The following is a 24,968-nucleotide window of genomic DNA, read 5'->3' as shown; positions in this document are numbered from 1 at the left end:
GGCGGCGTTGGGGTGCGTGCATCGGCGGCGCCGAGGAGGGAGTCCATGCGGAGCATCGGCGACTGACGAGAAGCCGTCGAGGTGCGTGCCCCGGCGTCGCCGCGCAGACGGGGGTTTGAAGACAGGCCCTAGTCCGCCGGCCGCCGCAGCAGGGAGCGCAGGGTCGGGGCCACCGCCGGGCGGATCAGGTCGAGCGGCCCGAGCGAGCGGACCAGGCGGGCCCGGCGGTCCGGCAGGTCCAGCGCCAGCACCCGCTGCATCCAGGCCCGCCGCGAGCCGAGCGGCACCGTGCGCGCGTCGGCGAGCAGCGAGTAGGGGCCGGTGGTCCAGCGCATCGTCGGCGCCCGGTACCCCTTGGGGCGCTTCTCCCCGGCCCGCTGGAGCCGGGTCATCCAGTGCGGCACCACGTCGAAGACGAAGGTGGCCCGCGGCAGCCGCGCCGCGCAGGCCGCCACCAGCGCGTACACCTCCCCCGGCTCCAGGTACATCAGCAGGCCCTGCGCCGTGATCAGGGTCTCCTGCCCCAGCTCGACCTCGTCCAGCCAGGCCGGGTCGGTGACCGAGCAGGCCACCTGGCGGTGGCGCGGGGCCGGTGGCAGCAGGCGTTCGCGCAGCGCGACGCCCTCCGGCAGGTCGACCCCCAGCCACTGCGCCCGGCCGTTGTCGGTCCGCCAGTACTGGGTCTCCAGCCCCTCGCCCAGGCAGACCACGGTGCCGCGCGGACAGCGGGTGAGGAAGTCCACCACCTCCCCGTCGAAGGCGAGCGCGCGCAGGGCCTGGATGCGGGCGAACGCCGCGGAGTTCGGGCCGAACCGCTGCTCGAACGGGAAGTCGAGCCGGTCGACCAGCGCGACCGCCTCCGGATCGTGCAGCAGCGCGTCGGGGCGCCTGGCCTCAAGCGCCCGCTGGTAGAGGATCCACAGCGCCGTCTCCGGCAGCGCGCTGGGGGCGAGGTCGCCCGGCAGATCGGTACGGCCCTCGGCGGCGGACAACGCGATCGGCTCCTCGGCTCGGCGGACCGGCCCGCGCTCCGGGCCGGGCAGCACGCCCGGCCGGCGGACCTGGGGTCATTCTGACACCGGGTCCGCCCGCGCCGGGCCGCGACACCAGGGCCGCCCCCGCCGGGGATGCCGCACGGTCGAGGAGCCCGCGGAGGAAGAGCCCCGAGCGGCCCGGCTCAGCCGATGCTGAAGGCGCCGTCCGGTGGCGGCGGCGAGGGCTGCGCCGCGGCGTCCGGGACCGGCGTGGCCGAGCCGATCAGCCCGCGCAGCTCGGCTCCCTCGACCAGCCGGGCCGGGAAGACGTCGCCGGCCAGCCGGCGGGCCAGGTCCTGCACCGGGAGCGCGTGGCCCGCGCCGATCAGCAGCAGGTTGCCGTACCGGCGCCCGCGCAGCACCGAGGGTTCGGCGATCAGGCAGCAGTGCGGGAAGACCTCGCGGACCGCGGCGGCCTGGCCGCGGGCGAAGTCGAAGGGCGCGCTGTCGGCCAGGTTCGCGGCGTAGCAGCCGGTCGGCCGCAGCGCGGCGGCGGCGAGCTCCACGAAGTCGAGGCTGGTCAGGTGGGCCGGGGTGCGCGAGCCCTGGAAGACGTCGGCGATCACCAGGTCGAGGCTGCCCGGTCGGGTGCCGGCCAGCAGCTCGCGGGCGTCGGCGACGGTGACGTCGATCCCGTCCTGCTCGGCCCACGGCAGCACCTCGCGGACCAGCTCGACCAGCGGGCCGTCCGCCTCGGCCACCCGCTGCCGGGAGCCGGGGCGGGTGGCGGCCAGGTAGCGGGGCAGGGTGAGCGCCCCGCCGCCCAGGTGCAGCACGTCCAGCGGCCAGCCCGCGGGGGCCAGGGTGTCGGCCAGGTGGCCGAGCCGCCGGGTGTACTCGAACTCCAGGTGGGTCGGGTCGGCCAGGTCGACGTAGGACTGCGGGGTGCCGTCCAGGGTGAGCAGCCAGCCGCCCTCGTCGTCGAGGTCGGGCATCAGCTTGGCGGTGCCGAACGCGGTCGGCCGCTGCACCGGCAGCCGCTCGACCGGTTCGCCGGCCGTCACTGATCCGTCAGGCGTCACTGGTCCGTCAGGCGTCACTGACAGGCCTTCAGCCAGCGGTCCAGCTCGGCGAAGACCTCGGCACGGACCGCGGGGGCGGAGAGCACCAGGTCGTGCATGCCGCCCTCGATCCGCACGCAGGTGACGTGCCGGCCCAGCCGCGGGGCGAGGTCGGCGATGTCGTCGGCGCGCAGCACGGCGTCGCGGCGGTGCAGCTCGGGGTCCCAGGTCTTGGTGGCGATCGAGGCGGTGGAGGCCATCAGCAGCACCGGGCAGTCGATCGGCAGGCCACGGCGGACCTGGCGGTGGCCGCGCTGGACGGCGGCGAGCCAGCCGGCGTAGAGCGGGAAGCCCTCGGCGGGCTTGAGGGTGAGGTCGAAGTCCCACTCGCCGCGGTGGTCGCGGTGCAGGCTGTGCACGTAGTGCGGGTTGATCGCCTGCGGCAGCTTGCGCAGCCCGTCGAGCCGGGCGAGCGCATCGAGCGCCGGGGCGCCCAGGGTGCGCACCACCGGAGCGGTCGGCATGGCGAGGAAGGGGCTGTTCAGGAAGAGCCCGTCCACCACGCCGCGCCCGGCCCGGCGGGCGGCCCAGAGCGCGGCCACCAGGCCGCCGGTGGAGTGGCCGTTGACCAGTAGCCGGCTGTGACCGTCCTGCTCGCGGATGATCCGGACCGCCCGGTCGATCTCCTCGTCGTAGGCGACCAGGTCGCGCACGTAGTTCGGCGACTGGTGCGGGCGCAGCGAGCGGCCGTACTTGCGCAGGTCGAGCGCGTAGAAGGAGCACCCCCGCTCGACGAAGAAGTCGGCGAGGTGGGTCTGGAAGAAGTAGTCGTTGTAGCCGTGCAGGTAGAGCACCGCCTGCTCGGCACCGGGGACCAGCCGCCGGACCAGGGTCGCGCTGACGGCGCCCTCCTCGTCGGGGGTCAGCGTCAGTTCGGCGGCCTCGTAGGGCTCGCCCAGGGTGTCGGTCACGAAGTCCACAGCGTCCACGGGACGACTGTACTGGGTGGCTGACCTGCGGCACTGCGACCGGTGCCGGGTGTCAGACCGGGACTGCCCTCGGGGGCCGGCGCTACTCGTCCGGGGCCGGTACCGGCGCCGGGGCCGGCTCGCCGAACGGGCGGCCGCGCAGCACGGTGATCACCCCGAGCCCGGCGGCGCTGAGCGGCACGGCGAGCAGGGCGCCGAGGATCCCGGCCACCCCGGAGCCGGCCACCACCGCGATCATGATGGTGGCGGGGTGCAGCTCGACGGTCCGGCTCTGGATCATCGGCTGCAGCACGTTGCCCTCCACCATCTGGACGGCCAGCACCACCCCGAGGGTCCAGACCGCCTTGGAGAGCCCGCCGTCGGCCAGCGCCACCAGCACCGCGACGCTGCCGGAGAGGAAGGCCCCGATGAACGGGACGAAGGCGCCGAGGAAGACCAGGGCGGCCAGCCCGGCGGCCCCGGGCACGCCGAGCACCAGCAGGCCGACGCCGATGAAGGTGGCGTCCAGCAGGGCGATCAGGGTGGTGCCGCGCATGAAGCCGGCCATCGCGGCGAAGGCCCGCTGCCCGCAGGCGATCACCGTCTCGGCCCGGTCGGGCGGCAGCACCGAGCGGACCAGGTCCGCGCTGCGGTGGCCGTCGCGCAGGAAGAAGAAGACCAGGGCGAGCGCCAGCACGCTGCCGGTGACCACCTGGGTGGCCAGGCCGAGCCCGGAGAGCACCCCGTCGGCGAGCGAGGAGACCAGCGAGCTGCCGGAGCCAGCCGACTGGGAGAGCGCGTACTCGATCCGGTCGCCGAGCGGTCCGAGCCGGCCGGCGATCTGCCGGCCGGCCTGCTGGAGCGCGTGCGCGATCTGCGGGGCGCTGTGCACCAACGAGTTGGTCAGCACCGCGAGCACCGTGAAGACCGCGGCCAGCAGCACGGCGCAGGTCAGCCCGGCGGCCAGGCCGCGGCGCAGGCCGCGCCCGACCAGCCAGGGCATCACGGGGTGCAGCAGGGCGCTGCCGAGCAGCGCGAGCAGCAGCGGCACGGTGGCGGCGCGCAGGGCGACCAGGGCGTAGACCACCAGGCCGCCGACGGCGATGAAGAGGATCACGGCGACGGACCAGGCGGCGGCGGTGCGCACCGCCGGGGGAAGCAGCTGCTCCGGTTCTCCGGCCCGCATCGCGCCTCCGCCCGCTACCGAGCCCGCTGCCCCAGCGGGGTGCACCTGACCGGTTCGACTGTCACCGGGTCAGCCACATATCACCATATCTGACACTTATTCACCGGTTTCGACCCGTCATATGCTGCTCTCAACCCCGTCACGTGCCGATCCCGACCCGTCATGTGCCGGTCTCGACCCGTCACGTGCCGATCCCGACTCATGCGCTGCTCTCGACCCGCACCTCGTGCCCCGGCGCCTCGGGCGCCGCGAAGGCCAGCAGCCGTTCCGCCTCCGCCTCGGCGGCCCGCCGCACCGCGGCGGACAGCGGCTCGAACGGCCGCAGCTCGGCCACCGCCGGCCCGCCCGGCGGCCGCGTCACCTCCCAGCGGCCGGCCACGAACCCGTCCACCAGGATCGAGCCGAGCACGATCCCGTTCTGCGTCATCACCAGCGGCCGGTAGGCCTCCGGCAGCACCCGGGTACGGTCGGCGTGCGAGAGCAGCAGGTTGTCGAACGGCGCCACCAGGCGCACCGGAGCGGGCGTGCCGGGGTCGGGCCGCGGCGCGTCCGGCAGGTCGTACAGGGTGCGCCCGGCCTCGTCGCGGAACTCGACCAGCTGCGGCCGCAGCCGGGTGAAGGCCGCGCCCAGCCGGGTCAGCCCGGACCACTTCTGCGCATCCGCCACGGTGGCCGGCCCGAAGGCGGCCAGGTAGCGCAGCACCAGCTGCGCCCGCCGCCGCTCCTCCTCGGCGGGGTCGGCCGGGCGGTCGAGCGGGCGGCCCAGCCAGTGTTCGGCGGTGGTGTGCGCGGCCGCGCCGCCGGTGCGCCACAGGCCCCGCGGCGGGACCTGGACCAGGGCGAGCCGGGCCCGCAGCAGTTGGGCGAGCGCGTTCGGGTCGCGGTCCGGGTGGTCGGCGCCGAGCAGCGCGCCGAGCTGCTGGAAGGTGCGCGGCTCGGCCTCCAGCAGCCGGCGGCCCTGTTCGATCGGCTGCGCCGGGTCGAGCCCGGCCAGCAGCCTGCCGAAGGTGCTGCGCAGCCCCTGGTCGAGGACCGGCTGCAGCAGCGGGCGCAGCGTCAGGCAGTCCGCGGCGGTGACCAGGTGGATGGTGCCGCGCTGCAGGCCGAGCCGGACCACCGCGCGGTCGGTCAGCAGGGTGGCGAGCCGGTCCGGGGTGAAGCCGGGCAGCCTCGACCAGAGCCCGTAGTACGGCGCGTCGGGGGCCTGGGCCTGCAGGCCGACCAGTTCCTCGACCAGCCGCTCGGGCGTCAGCTCGGCCGGGGCGAGCAGGTGCTGACGGGCCAACAGGGCGCGGTTGAGCGCCCGCCGGTCCAGCAGCCGAGCGGCTGCGGCGGTCACCGGGCGGCCGGCGGGCGCTCGTCGAGCCCGGCAGCCGGGCGGTGCTGGTCGGGCCCGGGTACCGGGCGGTGCCGGCCGAGTCCGGGGGCCGGGTGCTGCCGGCCGAGTGCGGGGACCGCGTGCTGCCGGTCCAGCACGCTGCGCAGCAGGCCGATCCGGTTGGAGGTGATCGAGGCGACCCCGGCCACCCGCATCCGGCGCATGGTGCGGCGCAGGTCGACGGTCCAGGTGCTGACCGCCAGGCCGGCCTGCCCGGCGCGGTCCACCAGGGCCCGGTCGACCAGGCCGAAGGGCGGGTTGAGGTACTGCGGGCGCAGGTCGGCCAGCAGTGCGGCGGCGGGCACCCGGGGCTGCTCCCAGGTGAGCGCGATCGGCACCTCGGCGGCCACCGCCCGCACCGCCAGCATCGCCGAGACCGGGCCGCAGAACAGCACCCGCTGCTCGGCGCCCTGCTCGGTGACGGCCCGCCAGCTGGCCGCGGCCGGCTCGGGGTCGTCCAGGTCGATCATCAGTCGGGCCTGCGGGTGGTCGGCCAGCAACGCGAGCGCCTCGGTCAGCCGCGGCACCCGGTGCCCGCCCTCGAAGCGCTGCCCGGCCAGTTGCTCGGCGGTCAGCGCGCGCACCGACCGGCCCAGGCCCCAGAGGCGGTCCAGGGTCGGGTCGTGCAGCAGCACCGGCACCCCGTCCCGGGTCAGTCGGACGTCCACCTCGACCGCGTCGGCGCCGGCGGCCAGCGCGGCGGCCACCGAGGGCAGGGTGTTCTCGCGGTGCCGGTAGGGGTCGCCGCGGTGGGCGACGGCCAGCGGGCGCGGCCCGGCCGCGTGGGCGGTCATCGGGCGCTCCGGGCGGCGGGCCGGACGGCGCTGGGCCGGACGGTGGTCGGCAGGACGGCGGTGGGCACGGCTCTCCTCGGGTGGGTCCGGTCGGACGGCTGGCCTGGCTCGAGCGATCAGCTGGTCTCGATCATCACATTCGTCGATTTGATGACCGCAGTCGCCCGGGCTCCCGGCACCAGCCCCAGCTCCTCGGCCGACTCGCGGCTGATCAGCGAGACCACCCGGAACGGCCCGGCCTGGATCTCCACCTGGGCGGCCACGTCCCCCAGCACCACGTGGGTGACGATCCCGGGGAACCGGTTGCGCGCCGAGGACGGACGCCCCTCCGCCTCCGCCACCCCGGGCTTGGCCAGCTCCCGGGCGAAGGCGGCCAACTGCTGCCCGGCGATGATCCGGTGGCCGTGCTCGTCCCGCTCGGCGGCCAACCGCCCGCCGTCGACCCAGCGGCGCATGGTGTCCGCGCTGACGCCGAGCATCGCCGCGGCTTCGCCGATGCGGTAGTGGTGGACCGGCTGGGCGGACTGTCCCATGGCACTCCCCGGGGATGGCTGGCTCGACTCCGAATCACCTCCATCCTGCCGCATCGGCCACGGCGCGCACACGCGGGCGGGCCCCCGCCCGGGGGCCCGCCTGGTCCGTCCTGGTCCGTCCTGGTCCGTGCGCGTTGCCGCGTCAGGGCTCCAGGGTGATGGAGTTGATCGGCGTCAGGTCCTTGTCGATGTACCAGCCGGCCGGCAGGTAGCCCTGGCAGCCGTCGCCGTTGTAGCCGGTGCAGGTGCGCATGGTCGCCCCGCCGGTCTGGTTGTTGTAGATCCGGTGGACCCCGTACATGTTGCTCAGGTTGTAGGTGCCGTAGGCGTAGTAGGTGAGCTGCGGGGCCGAGTTGAAGCTGGCGTCCGGGTAGATGCAGACGTCGCCGGAGGGGCAGTCGGACTGGGCGGCCGGGGCGGAGACGGCGCCCGGGGCGACGGGCGCGACGGCGGCTGCGGGGGCCGCGGGCGCGGCGTGGGCGGCAGGGCTCAGCGCGATCAGGCCGAGGGCTGCCGCGGCGGCGGCGAGCGCGGCGCCGGTGCGCTTCGGGGAGAGGGACACGGGAAATCTCCTTCGATCACGTTCGAAAGGATGGCGGCGGAATTCGACCGAGCCCCGAAATCAGCTGGTCGATCAACTGGAGAGATCAGTCGGAATACGATCTGACGAACGCACAGAAATCCCGGCTCGTCCCGACTTCCGACGTGGTTCCCACACTAATCAGGGCCTGGGCGGCGGGCTTGGAAAAATGTAAGGTCACAGCGAACCACCGCCTCTTCCGGGAGCCACCGTGCACCACCCGGCCGTTCCGGCGGCGCCCGCCGTGCAGGCCCTCGAGACCGGCGACCTCGCCGTCCGCCCCCCGCACCCCGCGCTCGCCGACCACCTGCTCTGCTACGCCGTCCGCCCGCTCCCGCTGTCCGGCCCGCGGCTGCGCCAGGTCACCGGGCCGACCGCCGCGCTGCTCTCCATCGAGGTCGCACCGGCCCGCGGCGCACCCGGCGCCGCCGTGCTGGTGCTGCTCACCGCGCCGGGCGCCCGTGCCCTGCTCGGCCGCCCGCTGGGCGAGCGGCCCGGCGACCCGGGCGGGCCGTCCGGCGCCCGGACCCGGGAGCTCGCCGCCTGCCTGGCCGCCGCCCCCGACTGGCCCACCCGGTTCACCCTGCTCGACGACCGGCTGGCCCGCTGGATCGCCGCCGGCCCACCGCTGCCCGTCCCGGTCCACCGCGCCTGGCGGCTGATCGCCGCCTCCGCCGGTCGCGCCCCGATCGGCACGGTCGCCACCGAGGTCGGCTGGTCCCGCCAGCACCTCAACTCCCGCTTCCGCCACGAGCTCGGCCTCTCCCCCAAGGCCGCGGCCCGCAACGCCCGGCTGCACCGCGCCGCCGCCCTGCTGCGCCGCCCCGACCCACCGCTCGGCGCCACCGTCGCCGCCGCCTGCGGCTACTGCGACCAGTCCCACCTCGACCGCGACTTCCGCGACCTGGCCGGCTGCACCCCCACCGCCTTCGCCGCCCGGCGCACCGTCTGGGACCCGATCCTCACCGCACCGGGCCCCGCCGACCGTCCGAGCGCACCAACCCGTCCGAGCGCTGCGACCCGTCCGACCGCCCCGACCCGTCCGACCCGTCCGCTACCGTGACCGGTCATGACCGACACTCAGCAGTCCAGCGCCCCAGCCCCGCTCGAGCGGATCCGGCCGCACCAGTTCCACGCCGCCGACGGCCTGGGCGACTGGCGGGTGCTCGGCGAGGGCGCCTGCGCGTACTTCCCCACCGGGTCCTTCGCCGCCGGCGCCCGGCTGGTGCAGGCGATCGCCGAGCTGCCCGGCGTCGACGGCGGGCGACCCGACGTCGACCTGCGCGAGGCCGGGGTGACGGTGCGCCTGATCACGCTGACCGCCGAGTACTACGGGATGACCTCCCGCGACGTCGAGCTGGCCCGCCGGATCTCGGCCGCCGCGCGGGAGCAGGGTCTGGCGGCCGACCCCGGCGGGGTGCAGAGCGTCCAGGTCACCGTGGACGCGCTGGCCGCCCCCGCGGTGGTGGCGTTCTGGCGCGCCCTGCTCGGTTATGACCACCGGGCCGGCAGCCCCGAGGACCTGGTCGACCCGCGCCGCCGCGGCGCCGCGTTCTACTTCCAGCAGATGGACGCCCCGCGCCCGCAGCGCAACCGGGTGCACGTCGACGTCTGGGTCCCGTACGACCGGGCCGCGGCCCGGATCGCGGCCGCGCTGGCCGCCGGCGGCCGCCTGGTCACCGACGAGTACGCCCCCAACCACTGGGTGCTCGCCGACCCGGAGGGCAACGAGGCCTGCGTGGGCGCCGCGGGCGTACCCACCGACTGAGCCGGCGCCGGGCCCCGGGAACGGGCGGCGCCCCCGCACCGGGAGTGCGGGGGCGCCGGTTCGCACCTGGTTCAGGGCTGAGAGCCCTGGTTCAGCGTTGTCAGCCCTGGCTCAGCGCCGACGGCCCCGGCTCAGCGCTGGCGGCCCGGGGAGGCCGGCCCGCGGGTGCCGCCGGAGCGGTGCCGGGCGGGCGCCGAGTGCCGGCGCGCCGGGCGGGTGGTGGTGCGGTGGCCGGTGGGCCAGGCGGCCACCGGGTTGCCGGCCCACCGGGTCCCGTCGGGCATCTCCTCGCCGCGCATCACCAGCGAGGAGGCCCCCACCGCCGCGCCGTCGCCCACCGCGGAGCCCGGCAGCACGATGGAGTGCGGGCCCAGCGTGGCCCCGGCGCCGAGGCGCACCTGGTCCAGCCGCATCACCCGGTCGTGGAACAGGTGGGTCTGCAGCACGCAGCCGCGGTTGACGCTGGCCCCGTCCTCCACCTCGACCAGGTCGGTCTCCGGCAGCCAGTGCGTCTCGCACCAGACGCCGCGCCCGATCCGGGCGCCCAGCGAGCGCAGCCAGACGTTGAGGAACGGGGTCCCGACCAGGGTCTGGCCGAGCCAGGGCATGGCCAGCTCCTCGACGAAGGTGTCGTAGAGCTCGTTGCGCCAGACGAAGGACGACCAGAGCGGGTGCTCGCCGCTCTTGAACCGGCCGACCAGCAGCCACTTGGCCGCGGTGGTGACCAGGCAGGCGGCGACGCCCGCGCCGATCAGCACCGGGCCGACCAGCGCGGCGCCCAGGATCAGGCCGTCGCTGTCCACCAGCTCCTGCATCGCCACCACCGCGAGGTCGCCCAGCAGTACCGCGCAGAGCACCGGCACCACCCGGCAGAGCTCGACCGCCGCGCGGGCCAGCATCAGCCGGCGCGGCGGGTCGTAGGTGCGGCTGAGGTCACCGGTCTCGGCGACCCGGGGCAGCGCCAGGCCGGGGCGGCCCAGCCAGGAGGAGCCCGGCTCGGCCACCGGCGGGGCGTCGGAGAGCACGCCGACCAGGGCGTCGTCGGGCAACTCCCGGCTGGGCCCGACGATGCCGGAGTTGCCGACGAAGGCCCGGCGCCCGACCTGCGAGGCACCCAGGCGCAGCCAGCCGCCGCGCATCTCGAACGGCGCGATCAGGGTGTCGTCGGCGAGGAAGGCGCCGTCCTCCACCCGCATCAGGCCCGGCAGCGTGAGCACCGTGGAGGCCTCCACCCGGCGGCCCACCCGGGCGCCGAGCAGCCGCAGCCAGACCGGGGTGAACAGGCTGGCGTAGAGCGGGAAGAGCGCGGCGCGCGCGGTGCCCATCAGGCGCATGACCACCCAGGTGCACCAGGCGACCCGTCCGTGCGCGGGGTGGAAGCCCGGCGTGATCGAGCGGCCGAGCAGGCGCACCAGCACCACCAGCGCACCCGCGTAGCAGACCATCGAGGCCAGCGCGGCCAGCGGCGAGGCGACCACCAGCTGGGCCAGCACCGCGCCCAGCGAGCGGTCCCGGTCGACCAGTTGGTAGACCACCAGGAGCGCCGGCAGCGCGGCCAGCACCGGCAGCAGGCCGAGCAGCGGCAGAGCAAGTGCGTAGGCGAGGTTCCAGCCGCGGGAGCGGCCGTGCGCCGGGGCCGGCCAGCCCTCGCCGGCGCGGGCCACGCCGGCGCCGTCCAGCGGGCGGGCCGGGGAGCCGTGCCAGCGCTCGCCGGCCGGCAGGTCGCCGAACAGGCAGGAGCCGGGGGCCAGGTCGGCGCCGTCGGCCAGCCGGGCGCCGGGCATCAGCATCGCGCGGGTGCCGACCCGGGCGCCGGAGCCGACCTCGACCCGGCCCAGGTGCAGCACGTCGCCGTCCAGCCACCAGCCGGCCACGTCGGCCTCGGGCTCGACCGAGCAGCCGGGGCCGAACCGGCCCAGGCCGCTGACCGGCGGCATGGTGTGCAGGTCGGCGCCGCGCCCGACCCGGCAGCCGAGCGCCCGGGCGTAGTGCCGGGCCCAGGGGGTGCCGAGCAGCGAGGCCAGGTTGAAGGCGGCCACCGCGCGCTCCGCGGTCCACAGCCGCAGGTGCACCGCACCGCCGCGCGGGTAGCTGCCGGGCTTGAGGCCGACGGTGAGCAGCCGCGCCGCGGTCGAGCCGAGCACCAGCCGGCCCGGGGCGCTGGCCAGCACCAGCCAGCCGGTGATGATCAGCCACCAGGGGGCGTGCGGGGCCCACGGCACCTTGTGGGTCAGGTTGTCCAGCGCGGCCAGCGCCAGCACCCAGCGCAGCCCGCTGACGGTGTAGGCGACGGTCAGCACCAGCAGCTGCACCAGGCCGGCCCGCCGCGGGGTGGGCCGCACCGGCCGGCTCCGGCCGGGCACCGCCTGCGGGGCCGCGACGTGCCCGCCGGTCGGGTCCGGCGCCGGCCCGTCCGCGCTCGACCGGGGACCGGTCAGCTCGTCCAGCCGGGCCGCCAGCGCGCGCAGCGTGGGGTGGCCGTAGATGTCGGTGACCGAGACGCCGGGGTGGCGCTCGCGCAGCACGCTGACCAGCCGGGCGGCGGCCAGGCTGGTGCCGCCGAGTGCGAAGAAGTCGCTGTCGGCGGTGACCGGCAGGCCGAGCAGTTCGCGCCAGCGGGCGGCCAGCCAGCCGGCGGTGCCGTCCAGGTCGGCGGCCGCACCGGCGTCGCCGGCGCCGGCCAGCGGCCAGGGCAGCGCGTTGCGGTCCACCTTGCCGGAGGTGCGGGTGGGCAGGTCGCCGACCAGGGCGAGCACCGGGACCAGCGACTGCGGCAGCCGGGCCAGCAGCAGGGCGCGGGCGGCATCGGTGTCCAGGCCCGGCTCGGGGTGCTCGGGGACCAGGTAGCCGACCAGCACCTCGCCGCCGGCGGCGGTCCTGCGGACGGCCGCGGCGGCGGCCCGGACCCCGGGCAGCGCCTGCAGGGCGGCGTCGATCTCGCCCAGCTCGATCCGCCGGCCGCCGAGCTTGATCTGCTCGTCGGCGCGGCCGACGAAGACCAGGCCCTCCGGTTCGGCCCGGACCAGGTCGCCGCTGCGGTAGACCCGGGGGCTGCGCAGCCAGGGGTGCGGGCGGAACTTCTCGGCGTCCTTGGCGGGGTCGAGGTAGCGGGCGGTGCCGACGCCGCCGATCAGCAGCTCGCCGGTCTCGTACCAGGCGACCGGCTTGCCCTCGCCGTCCACCACCGCGACCTCCCAGCCGGCCAGCGGCGCGCCGATCCGCACCGGCTGACCGGGGACCAGCTGCGCGGCGGTGGCCACCACGGTGGTCTCGGTGGGGCCGTAGGTGTTCCAGAACTCCCGGCCCGGCACGGCGATCCGCTCGACCAGGTCGGCCGGGCAGGCCTCGCCGCCGACGATCACCAGGCGCACCCGCGCCAGGCACTCGGCGGGCCAGAGCGCGAGCAGCGTCGGCACGGTGGAGATCACCGTGATGCCGCGCTCCACCAGCCAGGGCCCGAGGTCGGTGCCGGCCTTGACCAGCGAGCGCGGCGCCGGCACCAGGCAAGCGGCGTGCCGCCAGGCGAGCCACATCTCCTCGCAGGAGGCGTCGAAGGCGACCGAGAGGCCGGCCAGCACCCGGTCGCCCGGGGCCAGCGGCCGGTTCCGCAGGAAGATCCCGGCCTCGGCGTCCACGAAGGCGGCCGCCGAACGGTGGGTGACGGCCACGCCCTTGGGGCGGCCCGTGGTGCCGGAGGTGAAGATGATCCAGGCGTCGTCCTCGGGGGTGGGACGGCCGGGAAAGCGACCGGGGGCCACCGTGCGGCTGGGGGTGACGGCGCAGCCGGCACCGATCACCGCGCAGACGGCCGCGTCGGTCCAGATCAGCTCGGCGCGCTCGTCCGGGTCGTCGAAGTCGACCGGGACGTAGGCGGCGCCGACCCGGAGCACCGCGAGGATCGCCAGGTAGAGGTCGGCGGTGCCGGACGGGACCCGGACCCCGACCCGGTCGCCGCGCCCGATGCCGGCCGCGGCCAGCCGGCCGGCCAGCTGGTCGACGGCGGCCAGCAACGTGCGGTAGTCGAACACCTGGCCGGCGGCGTCCAGCGCGGGCGCGTGCGGGCAGGCGTGCGCGGCGGCGTCCAGGATGTCCACCAGGGTGCGGACGGGCGGGGGCGCGGCGGTCGGCCACAGTGCCCCGGCCGCCTGGCCCGGCTGGTCCCCCCAGGGTGCGCGCGGATGGGCGCCTCGATCTTCTACTGCTTCCATGAACCTTGCTCTCGCCGGACGGCTTGTGGGGTCAGCAGCGGACGGCACGGAGTCGGCCGCGTGCATGTGGGAGACGCGGCGATCTCGACGAACGGTTGGGCGATCGGCACAACACGACCCATCCGGCCCACTGATCCCAGAACGGAGGGTAATCGGTCACCGTGAGCGACCACGACCACGAAGCCCCTTGTTCATCGAACCCTCATAAAAGGGGCAATGAACGTCACATCATCCGCCTGAGGCGTTCAGCCGGAGGAGGGGTGTTATACGGGGCGTACTCAGAAAACGATCATCGCGTCGGGTGCGAACGGTTCGGGGCGACGGCCTGGCGGAGGCTCGGGGTCAGCCGAGCTCCGGACCGCCGAACAGGTCGCGGCGGGCCGCGTCCGAAGCAGTCAGCACCGCGCCGCTCAGCACCGCGCCACCACCGGCCGCGCCGGCCCGCACCTCGGTGTGCAACGGCGACAGCCGCGCCAGGCGCTCGGCCACCCGCTCGGCCAGCGCAGCCCCGCCGGCCCGGCCCACCTCGCCGCCGAGCACCACGCACCCGGGGTCGAGGATCACGCTCACCGCCGAGGCACCGATCGCCACCCGGTCGGCCAGCTCGTCCAGGAACGCCGCCCCCGCCGGACCGGCCGCGACCGCGGCGAGCACCGCGGCCTCGGCGGGCGGCGCACCGTCGCCGCCGTCACCCACCGGCAGGCCGTGCCGCCGTGCCAGCGCACAGACCGCGGGGCCGCCGGCCAGGCTGTGGAAGCCGCCGTCACAGCTGCTGTCCGCCGGCAGGCCGACGGTGCCAGGCACCGGCAGGAAGCCGATCTCCCCGGTGCCGCCGGAGGAACCGCGGCGCAGCCGCCCGTCGAGCACCACGGCGGCGCCGGTGCCGTGACCGAGCCAGAGCAGCACGAAGGTGTCACGGTCGGTCGCCGCGCCCAGCCGGTGCTCGGCCAGACCGGCCAGGTTGGCCTCGTTCTCCAGCAGCACCTGGCCGGTCAGACCGCTGCGCAGGGTGGCGACCAGCTCGGCGTGCCAGCCGTGCAGCCGCGAGGTGGCGCTCAGCGCACCACTGGCCGGGTCGACCAGGCCCGGCGCGCCGACCGCGACGGTGTGCAGCTCGCGTGCGCCGGCCTGCTCGGCGGTGGCCAGCAGGGTGGCCAGCACCCGCTCGGCGAAGTCCGGCGGCGGGCCGCTCGGGTCCTCGGGGTCGACCGGCAACGCGGCACCGGCCAGGCTGCGGCCGGTGAGGTCGGCGACGGTGAGGGTGACGCCCACGGTGCGGACGTCGATCCCGGCGATGTGCGCGCGGTCGGCCCGCAGCGCGTATAGCCGGGCGTTGGGTCCGCGGCGCTGCTCGCCGCGCTCGCCGACGATGCTCACCAGGTCGCCGCGCTGCAGGCGTTCCAGCAGGTCCGCGACGGTGGGGCGGGAGAGCCCGGTGAGGGTGCGCAGCTCGGTGGCGGTCAGCGGTCCGTGGTTGAGCAGCAGGTCGAGCGCCAGCCGGTCGTTGATCGCACGGGCGGTGCTGGGGGTGGCCGGGCGCGCGGTGGTCATGGTCCAGCATCCTTTCAGACGCGCCGGGGGTGGCCGATCGCGCACTGACAGCTGACAGATTTCACTATCTGTCAGCTGTCATCCGCCAGCGGTCATCGAACATCGCCCCTCCCGCCACGCCCACTCCTCCCCTCACCACCCAGCCTCCGACCGGAATCGCGCTATCTATCAGGTTCCCTTCCTGATAATTTACGCCCAGCCCGACGCCGCCGCCCTGGGAAGGATCCCGTCATGCCGTCACCTGCCGCCCATCCACTGCGCCCGGCACGGCGCAGCATCGCCCTGGTCTTCGCCGTGCACGGCTCCGTGACCGGCAGCTTCGCCACCCGGATCCCGGCCCTCCAGGACCGGCTGCACCTGGGCGCCGGTCAGCTCGGACTGGCGCTGGTGATGCCCGCCATCGGCGCCTCGCTGGCGATGCCGCTGTCCGGCCGGGTGACCCACCGGCTGGGCGCCCGGGCCGCCCTACGACTGCTCCTCGGCCTCTGGTGCGCCGCGCTGGCGCTGCCCGCGCTCGCGCCCGACCTCCCGCTGCTCTGCCTCGCCCTGCTGCTGTACGGCGCGGTCGCCGGCATGTCCGACGTGGCGATGAACGCCGAGGGCGTCGAGGTCGAGCAGCGCCTCGGCCGCTCGATCATGTCCGGGCTGCACGGCATGTGGAGCCTGGGCGGCCTGGTCGCCTCCGCCTTCGGCGCGCTGGCCGCCCGCCAGCAGCTGGACGCCCGGCTGCACCTGGCGCTGGCCGCCGGGATCCTGCTGGTGCTGGGCCAACTGGTCTGCGGCGGGCTACTGGACGTGCGGCCCGCGCCGGAGACCGCGGCGCCGCCGCGGTTCGCGCGGCCGCCGCGCTCGGCGCTGGCGATCGGGCTGGTCGGCTTCTGTGCGGTCTTCGCCGAGGGCGCGGGCGGCGACTGGGCGGGCGTCTACCTGCGCGACCTGACCGGCGCCGCGGCCGGCACCGCCGCGATGGCCTACACCGCCTTCGCCTGCACCATGACGGTGGCCCGGCTGTCCGGCGACCTGGTGGTGCGCCGGTTCGGCGCGGTGCGCACGGTGCGGGCCGGCGGCGTGCTGGCCACGGCGGGCGGGGCGCTGGTCGTGCTGGCCGGCACGCCCGCGGTGGCGATCCCGGGCTTCGCACTGATCGGCATCGGCGTGGCCGTGGTGGTGCCGCTGGCCTTCGCCGCCGCCGGACATGCCGGGCCGAGCCCGAGCCAGGCGATCGCGGGGGTGGCCACGGTCACCTACACCTCCGGACTGATCGCCCCCGCCGTGGTCGGCGCGATCGCCGCGGGCAGCTCCCTGCGGGTCTCGTTCACCCTGGTCACCGCACTGGCGGCAGCCCTGATCGGCACCGCCGGTGCACTCAACCGGGCCGGCCGCGCGGCGCACCCCACGGCCACCGCCCCGGCCACCGCCCCGGCCAGGGCCGCCGACCACCAGGCCGGGGTGTGACCGCGGGCCCGCACGGGGCACCGCCCGCCGGCAGCCGATCCGACGAGATCCACGGCGACGCCCTACACTCCCCCGCATGAAGCTGAGCGGCCTGCTGCGCGCACCCTGGACCCGGCCGGCGCTGCTGGTGCTGATCCTGGCGGCCGCCGCGGCGTCCGTGCTCTTCTGGGACCCGCGCCGGGTGGCCGACGCGGTGCCGGAGGCGTGGCGGGCCCCGGCGTTCGTGCTGCTCTTCGCGCTGGGCACGCTGGCCTTCCTGCCCAAGCCGGCGCTCAGCGTGGCGGCCGGGGTGCTGTTCGGCGCCCGCTGGGGAGTGCCGGTCGCGGTGCTCGGCACCACGGCCGGCGCCGCGCTGGCGTTCGGGTTGGGCCGGGGGCTCGGGCGGGACGGCCTGCGGCCGCTGCTGCGCGGCCGGGCGCTGCTGGCCCTGGACCGCGGGCTGACCGAGCACGGCTTCCGCACCGTGCTGCTGCTCCGGCTGGTGCCGGGCATCCCGTTCCAGGCGGTGAACCTGAGCGCGGCCTTCTCGGGCACCGGGACGCTGCCGTACCTGACGGGCACCGCCCTCGGCGTGCTCCCCGGCACCGCGGCCTATGTGATCGCCGGCGCCTCGGCCGGCTCGCCGACGTCGCCCGCCTTCCTCGCCGCCGGCGCGGTGATCCTGCTGCTCACCGCCCTCAGCCTGCTCGCCGCCTGGCGGGCCAGGCGCCGCGGAACCGCCCGAGCCGAGGCCGCCGCCTGACCGGCTGGCCCACCGACCACCTGACCGGCTGACTCGCTGACCCTCAGCCGCCTGGACCCGGCCCCGAGCCGCCCCCTACTGCCCGCCCGCCACCCGCAGGATCGCGCCGTTGGTGTAGGAGGCGTCCGGGGAGAGCAGCCAGGCGACGGCGGCGGCGATCTCCTCCGGGCGGCCGGCGCGGCGCAGCGGCACGGTGGGGCCGACCCGCTCGGGCCGCCCCGGCTCGCCGGAGAGCTGGTGGATCTCGGTCTCGACGGTGCCCGGCGAGACGCAGTTGACCCGGATCCCGGCCGGCCCGAGCTCCTTGGCCAGGCCGATGGTGAGGGTGTCGGTGGCCGCCTTGCTGGCCGCGTAGTGGACGTACTCGCCGGGGCTGCCCAGGGTGGCCGCCGCCGAGGAGACGTTGACGATCGCCGCACCGCTGCCGAAGTCGCGGGCCGCGCGGCGGGCGCAGAGGAAGTAGCCGAGCACGTTGACGTCCAGGACCCGGCGCAGGTCCTCGGTGCGCAGCTCGGCGAGCGGGCCGCGCACGCTGGTCACGCCGGCGTTGTTCACCAGCCCGGTGGCGGGGCCGAGGTGCTCGGCGGCCCGGTCGAAGAACTGCTCCACCTCGGCCTCGACGGCGGTGTCGAGTTGCAGGGCGACCGCCGTGGCGCCGGCCGCCCGTGCCTGCTCGGCGACCTGTTCGGCGGCTGCCGCGTCCCGGCGGTAACCGATCGCCAGATCGTGGCCGTCGGCGGCCAGGCGCCGGCAGACGGCGGCGCCGATCCCCCGGCTGCCGCCGGTGACCAGGGTGACGGGTCGTGACATCCGTTCCTCCGCAGCTCCGTCCGGTCCCCCGGACCGTGATCGACCAGGAGCCTAGCGCCACCGAAACCGGTTCGCGGCGGCGACCCGGCCTGCTTCAGGATGGTGGGCATGACCGACAACCCCACCCCCGTCGACCTGGACGAACACTTCGGCCGCGTCGAGCCGCCCACCCTGGCCGCCGAGGCCGCGATGCTCGCGGCCTGGCTGGACTTCCACCGCAAGACCCTGGCGGTGAAGACGGCCGGTCTGACGGCGGAACAGCTGCGGCAGCGCGCGGTGAGCCCGTCCACGCTCAGCCTGCTCGGCCTGGTCCGCCACCTCGCCGAGGTCGAGAACTACTGGTACCAGGTGGTCCTGCTCGGCGGGGACGCGACGCCGCTCTACGCCACCGACGAGGACCAGGACCTCGACTTCAACGGCGTGGACCAGGCCGACCCGGACGAGGCCTTCGCCACCTGGCGCCGGCAGGTCGAGCTGGCCGAGCGGGCGAGCGCCGGGCTGCCGCTGGAGACGGTCGGCAAGCGGCTGCGCCACGGGCAGGAGGTCTCGCTGCGGTGGATCCAGGTTCACATGATCGAGGAGTACGCCCGGCACAACGGTCACGCGGATCTGCTCCGCGAGGCGGTGGACGGCGTCACCGGGGAGTGAGCGGCACGGACTGAGTCTCCGTCAACTCCACTCCCTCGAACGGGAAGTCGAACGCGAGGTCGGAGTGATCCGGCGCCAACCGCGCAACCGGGGGCCGACCTGCGGCGTCCGCTCTCGATGAGGACGGCGAGTGCCACCGGCACACGCCACCACTCCAACGGCGCGCCAGGGCGGGCGCCGAAGCGGTGATCAGTGCGATACTCGGACAGCTCCGGTGAATGGACGACGCGTCAGCAGGCAGCGCGACGCCCGGGGCCAGCCGGGGATCAGGACAAGGGAGGCGCGGCATGGGAGCACTTCGCGACGAGCACCACGGGTGGCTGATGCCGTCCGGGAGCTACCCGGCCGCGGTGTACGAGGAGGAGCCGTGGGCGACCGCCGACACGGTACCGATGCTGCCGAACCCGACCAAGATCGTCTCGGTGAAGCCGACCGGCTTCGAGTCCGCGCGCGTGGTCGGCGAGCACATCCGCTCCGGTACTCCCGTGGTGATGGACGTGACCGAGATGGACGACGCCGAGGCCAAGCGGATGGTGGACTTCGCCTCCGGCCTGGTCTTCGGCACCCGCGGCGGGATCGAGCGGATCGCCCGCCGGGTCTTCCTGCTCACCCCGCCCGAGGTCGAGGTGATGGTGATCGACCGACCGCTGGACGACAGCGGCTTCTACAACCAGAGCTGAGCCGCACTGGAACCACCCACGAAGGCCGGTGGTGACCCCGATCAGGGGTCGCCACCGGCCTTCGTGCTGCGCGGATCCACCGCAGACAGTGCTTCCGGTTCTCACCTGAGACATCCATGTCTCAGGTGAGCTACCCTGTTCTCATGGCCATCGATCGCGACGCGGTACTCAAGGCAGCCGTGACCGTCCTCTCCCGGCAGCCCACCGCCCACCTGGACGAGATCGCCCGCGCCGCCGGCATCAGCCGGGCCTCGCTGCACCGGATCTTCCCGGGCCGCGAGGCGCTGATCCGCGAGGTCGGCCTGCTCGGGCTGCGCCGCTACAACAGCGCGCTCGACGAGGCCGCGATCGAGACCGGCGACACCGCCGCCGCCCTGCGCCGACTGGTCGAGCTGCTGGTCCCCGACGCCGCGCTCTGCGCCTTCCTGGCCGGTGAGAACCAGCTCTTCGACGACCCCGAGCTGTGCGAGCTCTGGGAGGAGCAGGACGCCCGGGTCCGGGCCTTCTTCCTGCGCGGGCAGCAGGAGGGGGTGTTCCGGATCGAGCTGCCGGCCGGCTGGCTCAGCGAGGCCTTCTTCGACCTGCTGGCCGGCGTCGGCTGGGCGGTGCAGGACGGCCGGCTGGCCCCGCGCGACAGTGCCTTCGCCCTGACCGAACTCTTCCTCGGCGGGGCCCTGCGGAGGAACACCCCATGAGCACCACCCGCGAGACCTCGAGCACCCTGAACACCTCGAAGACGTCGAACATCCCGACCGCCCCGACCGCCCCGACCGCCACACCCACCCCCGACCCGCGCCGCTGGTCCGCACTGGCCGTGCTGGTGCTCGCCGTCACGCTGGTGGTGGTCGACGCCACCGTGCTGGTGCTCGCCATCCCGTCGATCACCGAGACCCTGGCGCCCAGCGCCACCGGGCTGCTCTGGATCGGCGACATCTACTCCTTCGTGCTGGCCGGGCTGCTGGTCAGCATGGGTGCGCTGAGCGACCGGGTGGGGCGCAAGCGGCTGCTGCTGATCGGCGCGTCCGCCTTCGGCGCCGCCTCGCTGCTGGCCGCCTACGCGCCGAGCCCGGGCTGGCTGATCGCCGCCCGCGCGCTGCTGGGCGTGGCCGGCGCCACCATCATGCCGTCCACCCTGTCGCTGATCCGGGCGCTCTTCCCGGACTCGCGCGAGCGGGCCCGGGCGATCGGCATCTGGGGTGCGGCCGCCACCGCGGGCGCCGCCGCCGGGCCGCTGGTCGGCGGGGTGCTGCTGGAGCACTTCTGGTGGGGCTCGGTCTTCCTGCTCAACCTGCCGCTGGTGGCGCTGCTGCTGGTGCTCGGCGGCTGGCTGCTGCCGGAGTCGCGCAACCCCGAGCCGGGCCGGTTCGACCTGCCGAGCGTCGGCTACTCGATGACCGGCGTGATCGCCGTGGTCTACGCGGTCAAGGAGGCCGCCGCGCACGGCCCCGCCCACTGGGAGGTCCCGGTGACGGCCGCCGTCGGCGCGTTCTGCCTGTGGCGGTTCGTCCGGCGCCAGCTGCGGCTGGACGCCCCGCTGCTGGACGTGCGGCTGTTCGCCGACCGCCGGTTCACCGCGGCCGTGCTGGGTGCGCTGATCGCCGTGTTCGGCCTGGGCGGCGTGGTCTTCTTCACCTCGCAGTACCTCCAGCTGGTCCGGGAGTACTCCCCGCTGCGGGCCGGCCTGGCCGAGCTGCCGGCCTTCGCCGGGGCGGCGGTCACCTCGGTGCTGACCGCCCGGATCGCCCGCCGGGCCGGCACCCGCGGCGCCCTGGTGGGCGGGATGGCGGCACTCGGCCTGGCTCTCGGGGTGCTCGGCTGGCTCCGCCAGGACACCCCCTACCTGCTGCTGGCCGCGGTCTTCCTGGCGGTCGGCGCCGCCGAGGGGCTGGTCTACACGCTCTCCGCCGACCTGGTGCTGACCGCCGCGCCACCGCAGAAGGCCGGCGCCGCCTCCGCGGTCTCCGAGACCGCCTACGAGCTGGGCACCGCGCTCGGCATCGCGCTCTTCGGCTCGGTGCTCACCGCGGTCTACCCGCGCACGCTCGGCCACCCGGCCGGGGTGGGGGCGGACGCGGTCGACGCGGCCCGCCAGTCGCTCGGGGCCGCGGTGGAGACGGCGCACGCGCTGCCGGGGCCGGCCGGGCAGGCGCTGGCCGCGGCGGCCCGCGGGGCCTTCGTGCACGGCATGGGACTGGCGGCGCTCTGCGCGGCGGTGCTGGTGCTGCTGGGCGCCGGGCTGGCCTGGCGGCTGCTGCGGGTGCGCTGACGAACCGGCCGGGCGGCGGCGCGCCCGCCCCGGGCCGTGGTCGGCCCTGGCGGCCCCCGCCGGCCCCGGTGGCACCGGGTCAGCTGCCCAGCCGCACCTCCAGCTCGGCCCAGACCACCTTGCCCTCCTTGGTCGGCCGGCTCCCCCAGCGGTGCGCCAGCTCGTTGATCAGGTGCATCCCGCGCCCGCCCTCGTCCTCCGAGCCGGCCGGGCGCAGCCGGGGAGCCGACCGCCCGGCGTCGGCCACCTCCAGGGTGAGCATCCGGTCCCGGTAGAGCCGCAGCCGCTGCGGGTGCTGGGCGTGCACCAGGGCGTTGGTGACCAGCTCGCTGACCAGCAGCTCGGCGAAGTCGGCCAGCGGGGTCAGGCCCCAGCCCGCCAGCGTGGTCCGGGTGAAGCGGCGGGCCAGCGAGGGCATCGGGCCCTCGCCGGTGAGCGGCAGGGTGGCGATCCGGTCGCTGGGCAGCGGCAGCGCCCGGGCCATGATCATCGCCACGTCGTCCTCGGTGGCGCCGCGCACCAGGGCCGAGATCACCGCGTCGCAGTGCGCCTCCAGGGTCCGGCCGCGCGCCGCCAGGGTGGCGCAGAGCTCGGCGATCCCCTCGTCGATGTCGGCGCCGCGCCGCTCCACCAGGCCGTCGGTGTAGAGCGCGAGCACGCTGCCCTCGGGCAGGGTGAACTCGACGTTCTCAAAGGCCACCCCGCCCACCCCGAGCGGCACCCCCGGTGGCACGTCCAGCGCCCGGGCCGCCCCGTCGGCGCCCATCACCACCGGCGGCAGGTGGCCGGCGCAGGCCACCGCGCAGCTGCGGTCCACCGGGTCGTAGACGGCGCAGACGCAGGTGGCGAACTGGCCCTCGCCGATCCCGGTGGCGGTCTCGTCGAGCCGGGCCAGCACCTGGGCCGGCGGCATGTCCAGGGTGGCCAGGGTGCGGGCGACGGTGCGCAGCTGACCCATCGTCGCGGCCGCCCGGATGCCGTGCCCCATCACGTCCCCGACCACCAGCGCCACCCGCCCGCAGGAGAGCGGCACCACGTCGAACCAGTCGCCGCCGACCTCGCTCACCACGCTGCTGGGCAGGTAGCGGTAGGCGATCTCCAGGCCCAGGGTGCGGTGGATCTCCTGCGGCAGCAGGCTGCGCTGCAGGGTGAGCGCGGTCTCCCGCTCGCGGCGGTAGAGCCGGGCGTTGTCGATGCAGACCGCGGTGCGGGCGACCAGTTCCTCGGCCAGCGCCACGTCCGCCTCGCTGAACGACTCCGGGTTGCGGGTGCGGACGAACTCGGCGCCGCCCAGCACCATGCCGCGGGCCAGCAGCGGGACCAGCAGGTAGGAGTGGATGCCGGCGGCCAGTCCGGGCGCCACCCGCTCCTCGCGCGGGGCCAGCCGGCGCAGCGCCGGTTCGTCCACGTGGGCGATCACCATCGGTTTCCCGCTGCGCAGGCTCTTGGTGTAGATCCGGTGCGAGTCGTAGGCGGTGGTCTCGCCGACCGCGTCGGCCACGTCGGTCAGTCCGGCGCCGTGCGCCTCGCCGGAGGCGACCGCGCGCAGCAGCACCCCCTGGTCGGGTGCCAGCAGGCTGGGCTCCTCGCCCTGCAGCACCGGGTCGAGCAGGTCGACGGTGGCGAAGTCGGCGAACTTGGGGACCACCGCGGCGATCAGTTCCTCGGCGGTGCGCTGCATGTCGAGGGTGGTGCCGATCCGGGCGGTGGCCTCGGCGAGCAGGGTGAGCCGCTCCTGGGCCCGGGCGGCGCGGGCCTCGGCCTGGAACCGCTCGGTGACGTCGATCAGCGAGGAGCTGACCCCGAGCACCCGGCCCTCCGGGTCGGCGAGCCGGAAGTAGGAGGCGGACCAGGCCCGCTCCCGGTCCGGGTCGCCGGGCACCCGGCCGTGCGAGCGGGCGTCCACCACCGGTTCGCCGGTGGCCAGCACCTGGCGCATCACGCTCTCGATCTCGGTGGTGTTGATGCCGGGCAGCACCGAGTCCAGCCGCCGGCCCAGGTGCCGCTCCACCGGCAGGCCGTTCATCCGGGCCAGCGCCTGGTTGAGCCGGACGTAGCGCAGCTCGGTGTCGTAGACCGCGAGCCCGATCGGCGACTGGGTGAAGAAGCCGTCCAGCACCGCGAGGTTGGCCTCCACCTCCTGCAGGGCGCGCACGTCGGAGCCGGTGGCGAGGACCAGCGGGCGGTCCCCTGGGCCGCTGATGCCGTAGGTGCGGAAGTCCAGTTCGACCAGGTGGCCGTCCTTGTGCCGGACCGGGAAAACGCCGGACCAGCGGTGGCCGGCCAGGATCTGCCCGTACAGCTCCAGCACCTCGCCCCGGTGTCCCGCGCTGGTCAGCAGCGGGGCGGCCAGCTGACCGACGATCTCCTCGGCCGGCCAGCCGAGCAGCCGCTCGGCGTCCTCGCTCCAGTGCAGGACCCGGCCCTCGGCGTCCAGCAGGGCGGTGGCGAGCGGGACCAGCCGGTGGCCGGCCAGCCGGGAGGGGGCCAGCCGGGAAGCGTCCGGCCGCGCGCCGGGCCCGCCGGGCACGCCGGCGGCGGCGGGGGTGCCGCCGGCGGGGTCGGGATCGGGCTGAGGTGCGTGCACCCATCCAGACTGCCCGCTGATCGGCGGGGCGGCGACCGCGCGCCGGGCCGGGTGACGGCAGGTCACCCCGGATGGCAGGCCGCCGGGCGAGGGATCGTCACCCGGCGGTCGGACCCGCTCCGGCGATCCCGCCGGAGCGGCCTACGGCTGCCCGGGGGTCTCGGCTGACGCCGCGTCGAGGGCGGTCTGCAGCATCCGGGACCACTGGCGGACCACGCCGGCCCGGCGCGCGGCGTCGTCGGTGAGCAGGTTGGCCAGGCCCAGGCCGCGGGCCAGGTCGAGGGTGGCCTGCACCGAGGCGCGGACCCCGGCGGCGCTCTCGTCCACCCCGAGGAACTCCAGGGCCGCGCGGTGCGACTCGCGGCCGACCCGGTTCTCCAGGGCGACGATCCGCTCGCGCAACGGCTGCTCGGTGGCGGCGGCCACCCACAGGTGCAGGGCGGCCCGGAACAGCGGGCCGGTGTAGAGGCGGACGATCAGGTCGACCACGGCCTCGGTGCGGGCCGGGCCGGGCGGCGGCAGCTCGTCAGCGTCGGCCCGCACCGCGGCCAGCCGCTCCACGGTGACGTGCTCGACGGCGGCGGTGAACAGGTCCTCCCGGGTCGGGAAGTGGTGCTGGGCGGCGCCGCGGGTCACCCCGGCGCGTTCGGCCACCACGGTGACGGTGCTGCCGTTCCAGCCCAGCTCGGCCAGGCAGTCGACGGCGGCCTCCAGCAGGCGGCGTCTGGTGGCCCGGCTGCGGTCCTGCTGGGGGGTGCGGGCGGCGGTGGTCATCTGGC

Annotated in this window: 21 protein-coding genes; 8 read left to right on the top strand and 13 right to left on the bottom strand. The window is 75.8% G+C overall.

All coding sequences use genetic code 11. The features are described 5' to 3' along the window. Nucleotides 1-128: 128 nt before the first annotated feature. From ACQRUO_RS15720 to ACQRUO_RS15685, 8 genes are all read right to left on the bottom strand, one after another. Nucleotides 129-992 (bottom strand): class I SAM-dependent methyltransferase, encoded by an 864-nt coding sequence (locus tag ACQRUO_RS15720; protein WP_428316521.1) that lies wholly within the window; start codon nt 990-992, stop codon nt 129-131. A gap of 185 nt (nt 993-1,177) precedes the next feature. Then, nucleotides 1,178-2,038 (bottom strand): spermidine synthase, encoded by an 861-nt coding sequence (locus tag ACQRUO_RS15715; protein ID WP_428316520.1) that lies wholly within the window; start codon nt 2,036-2,038, stop codon nt 1,178-1,180. A gap of 32 nt (nt 2,039-2,070) precedes the next feature. Beyond that, on the bottom strand, nt 2,071-3,024 hold the full coding sequence (locus ACQRUO_RS15710; RefSeq protein ID WP_428316519.1) for an alpha/beta hydrolase: 954 nt from the start codon (nt 3,022-3,024) through the stop codon (nt 2,071-2,073). A gap of 82 nt (nt 3,025-3,106) precedes the next feature. Further along, nucleotides 3,107-4,189, bottom strand: a complete 1,083-nt coding sequence (locus ACQRUO_RS15705) for an AI-2E family transporter (RefSeq protein WP_428316518.1) — start codon at nt 4,187-4,189, stop codon at nt 3,107-3,109. Nucleotides 4,190-4,388: 199 nt separating this feature from the next. Further along, a complete protein-coding gene (locus tag ACQRUO_RS15700) occupies nt 4,389-5,528 on the bottom strand; it encodes a winged helix DNA-binding domain-containing protein (RefSeq protein ID WP_428316517.1) in 1,140 nt (379 codons plus the stop codon). Next, nucleotides 5,525-6,361 (bottom strand): glycerophosphodiester phosphodiesterase, encoded by an 837-nt coding sequence (locus ACQRUO_RS15695; protein ID WP_428316516.1) that lies wholly within the window; start codon nt 6,359-6,361, stop codon nt 5,525-5,527. Before ACQRUO_RS15695 ends, ACQRUO_RS15700 begins: the two co-directional genes overlap by 4 nt. A 116-nt stretch (nt 6,362-6,477) precedes the next feature. Further along, nucleotides 6,478-6,894: a TOBE domain-containing protein gene (locus ACQRUO_RS15690; RefSeq protein ID WP_428316515.1), complete on the bottom strand. Its 417-nt coding sequence runs from the start codon at nt 6,892-6,894 to the stop codon at nt 6,478-6,480. Between the two features lie 142 nt (nt 6,895-7,036). Then, entirely contained in the window at nt 7,037-7,456 is a 420-nt protein-coding gene (locus ACQRUO_RS15685) for a hypothetical protein (protein WP_428316514.1), read from the bottom strand. A 229-nt stretch (nt 7,457-7,685) separates the two neighbouring features. Here ACQRUO_RS15685 and ACQRUO_RS15680 point away from each other — a divergent pair, with 229 nt between their 5' ends. Both ACQRUO_RS15680 and ACQRUO_RS15675 read left to right on the top strand, forming a co-directional pair. Then, nucleotides 7,686-8,537: a helix-turn-helix domain-containing protein gene (locus ACQRUO_RS15680; RefSeq protein ID WP_428316513.1), complete on the top strand. Its 852-nt coding sequence runs from the start codon at nt 7,686-7,688 to the stop codon at nt 8,535-8,537. Between the two features lie 6 nt (nt 8,538-8,543). Further along, on the top strand, nt 8,544-9,242 hold the full coding sequence (locus tag ACQRUO_RS15675) for a VOC family protein (RefSeq protein ID WP_428316512.1): 699 nt from the start codon (nt 8,544-8,546) through the stop codon (nt 9,240-9,242). A gap of 131 nt (nt 9,243-9,373) precedes the next feature. Here the strand turns inward: ACQRUO_RS15675 and ACQRUO_RS15670 are convergent, their stop codons facing one another. After that, on the bottom strand, nt 9,374-13,450 hold the full coding sequence (locus ACQRUO_RS15670) for a Pls/PosA family non-ribosomal peptide synthetase (protein ID WP_428316511.1): 4,077 nt from the start codon (nt 13,448-13,450) through the stop codon (nt 9,374-9,376). Between the two features lie 342 nt (nt 13,451-13,792). Then, complete coding sequence (locus tag ACQRUO_RS15665; protein ID WP_428316510.1) at nt 13,793-15,001, bottom strand: ROK family transcriptional regulator; 1,209 nt, start codon at nt 14,999-15,001, stop codon at nt 13,793-13,795. Between the two features lie 231 nt (nt 15,002-15,232). Here ACQRUO_RS15665 and ACQRUO_RS15660 point away from each other — a divergent pair, with 231 nt between their 5' ends. Together ACQRUO_RS15660 and ACQRUO_RS15655 are read left to right on the top strand one after the other, a co-directional pair. After that, entirely contained in the window at nt 15,233-16,456 is a 1,224-nt protein-coding gene (locus tag ACQRUO_RS15660; protein WP_428316509.1) for an MFS transporter, read from the top strand. Between the two features lie 76 nt (nt 16,457-16,532). Next, complete coding sequence (locus ACQRUO_RS15655; RefSeq protein ID WP_428316508.1) at nt 16,533-17,198, top strand: TVP38/TMEM64 family protein; 666 nt, start codon at nt 16,533-16,535, stop codon at nt 17,196-17,198. A 75-nt stretch (nt 17,199-17,273) separates the two neighbouring features. Here the strand turns inward: ACQRUO_RS15655 and ACQRUO_RS15650 are convergent, their stop codons facing one another. Then, a complete protein-coding gene (locus ACQRUO_RS15650; protein WP_428316507.1) occupies nt 17,274-18,008 on the bottom strand; it encodes an SDR family oxidoreductase in 735 nt (244 codons plus the stop codon). A gap of 108 nt (nt 18,009-18,116) precedes the next feature. Here ACQRUO_RS15650 and ACQRUO_RS15645 point away from each other — a divergent pair, with 108 nt between their 5' ends. From ACQRUO_RS15645 to ACQRUO_RS15630, 4 genes are all read left to right on the top strand, one after another. After that, nucleotides 18,117-18,656, top strand: a complete 540-nt coding sequence (locus ACQRUO_RS15645; RefSeq protein WP_428316506.1) for a DinB family protein — start codon at nt 18,117-18,119, stop codon at nt 18,654-18,656. Nucleotides 18,657-18,943: 287 nt separating this feature from the next. Beyond that, nucleotides 18,944-19,336, top strand: coding sequence for a cell division protein SepF (locus tag ACQRUO_RS15640; RefSeq protein ID WP_428316505.1), 393 nt, complete (start codon nt 18,944-18,946; stop codon nt 19,334-19,336). 143 nt (nt 19,337-19,479) lie between these two features. Next, nucleotides 19,480-20,031 (top strand): TetR/AcrR family transcriptional regulator, encoded by a 552-nt coding sequence (locus tag ACQRUO_RS15635; RefSeq protein ID WP_428316504.1) that lies wholly within the window; start codon nt 19,480-19,482, stop codon nt 20,029-20,031. Then, nucleotides 20,028-21,602 carry an MFS transporter gene (locus ACQRUO_RS15630; protein WP_428316503.1) on the top strand — a complete coding sequence of 525 codons (1,575 nt, stop codon included), beginning with the start codon at nt 20,028-20,030 and terminating at the stop codon, nt 21,600-21,602. Before ACQRUO_RS15635 ends, ACQRUO_RS15630 begins: the two co-directional genes overlap by 4 nt. Nucleotides 21,603-21,681: 79 nt before the next feature. Here the strand turns inward: ACQRUO_RS15630 and ACQRUO_RS15625 are convergent, their stop codons facing one another. Together ACQRUO_RS15625 and ACQRUO_RS15620 are read right to left on the bottom strand one after the other, a co-directional pair. Next, entirely contained in the window at nt 21,682-24,189 is a 2,508-nt protein-coding gene (locus tag ACQRUO_RS15625; RefSeq protein WP_428316502.1) for a SpoIIE family protein phosphatase, read from the bottom strand. Between the two features lie 141 nt (nt 24,190-24,330). Continuing rightward, nucleotides 24,331-24,963, bottom strand: a complete 633-nt coding sequence (locus ACQRUO_RS15620) for a TetR/AcrR family transcriptional regulator (protein WP_428316501.1) — start codon at nt 24,961-24,963, stop codon at nt 24,331-24,333. Nucleotides 24,964-24,968 lie beyond the last annotated feature (5 nt).

Source organism: Kitasatospora sp. LaBMicrA B282, from assembly GCF_050325825.1.
Taxonomy (GTDB): Bacteria; Actinomycetota; Actinomycetes; order Streptomycetales; family Streptomycetaceae; genus Kitasatospora.
Note: the sequence above shows the minus strand (reverse complement) of the source record. Positions and strands in the feature narration are given on the sequence as shown.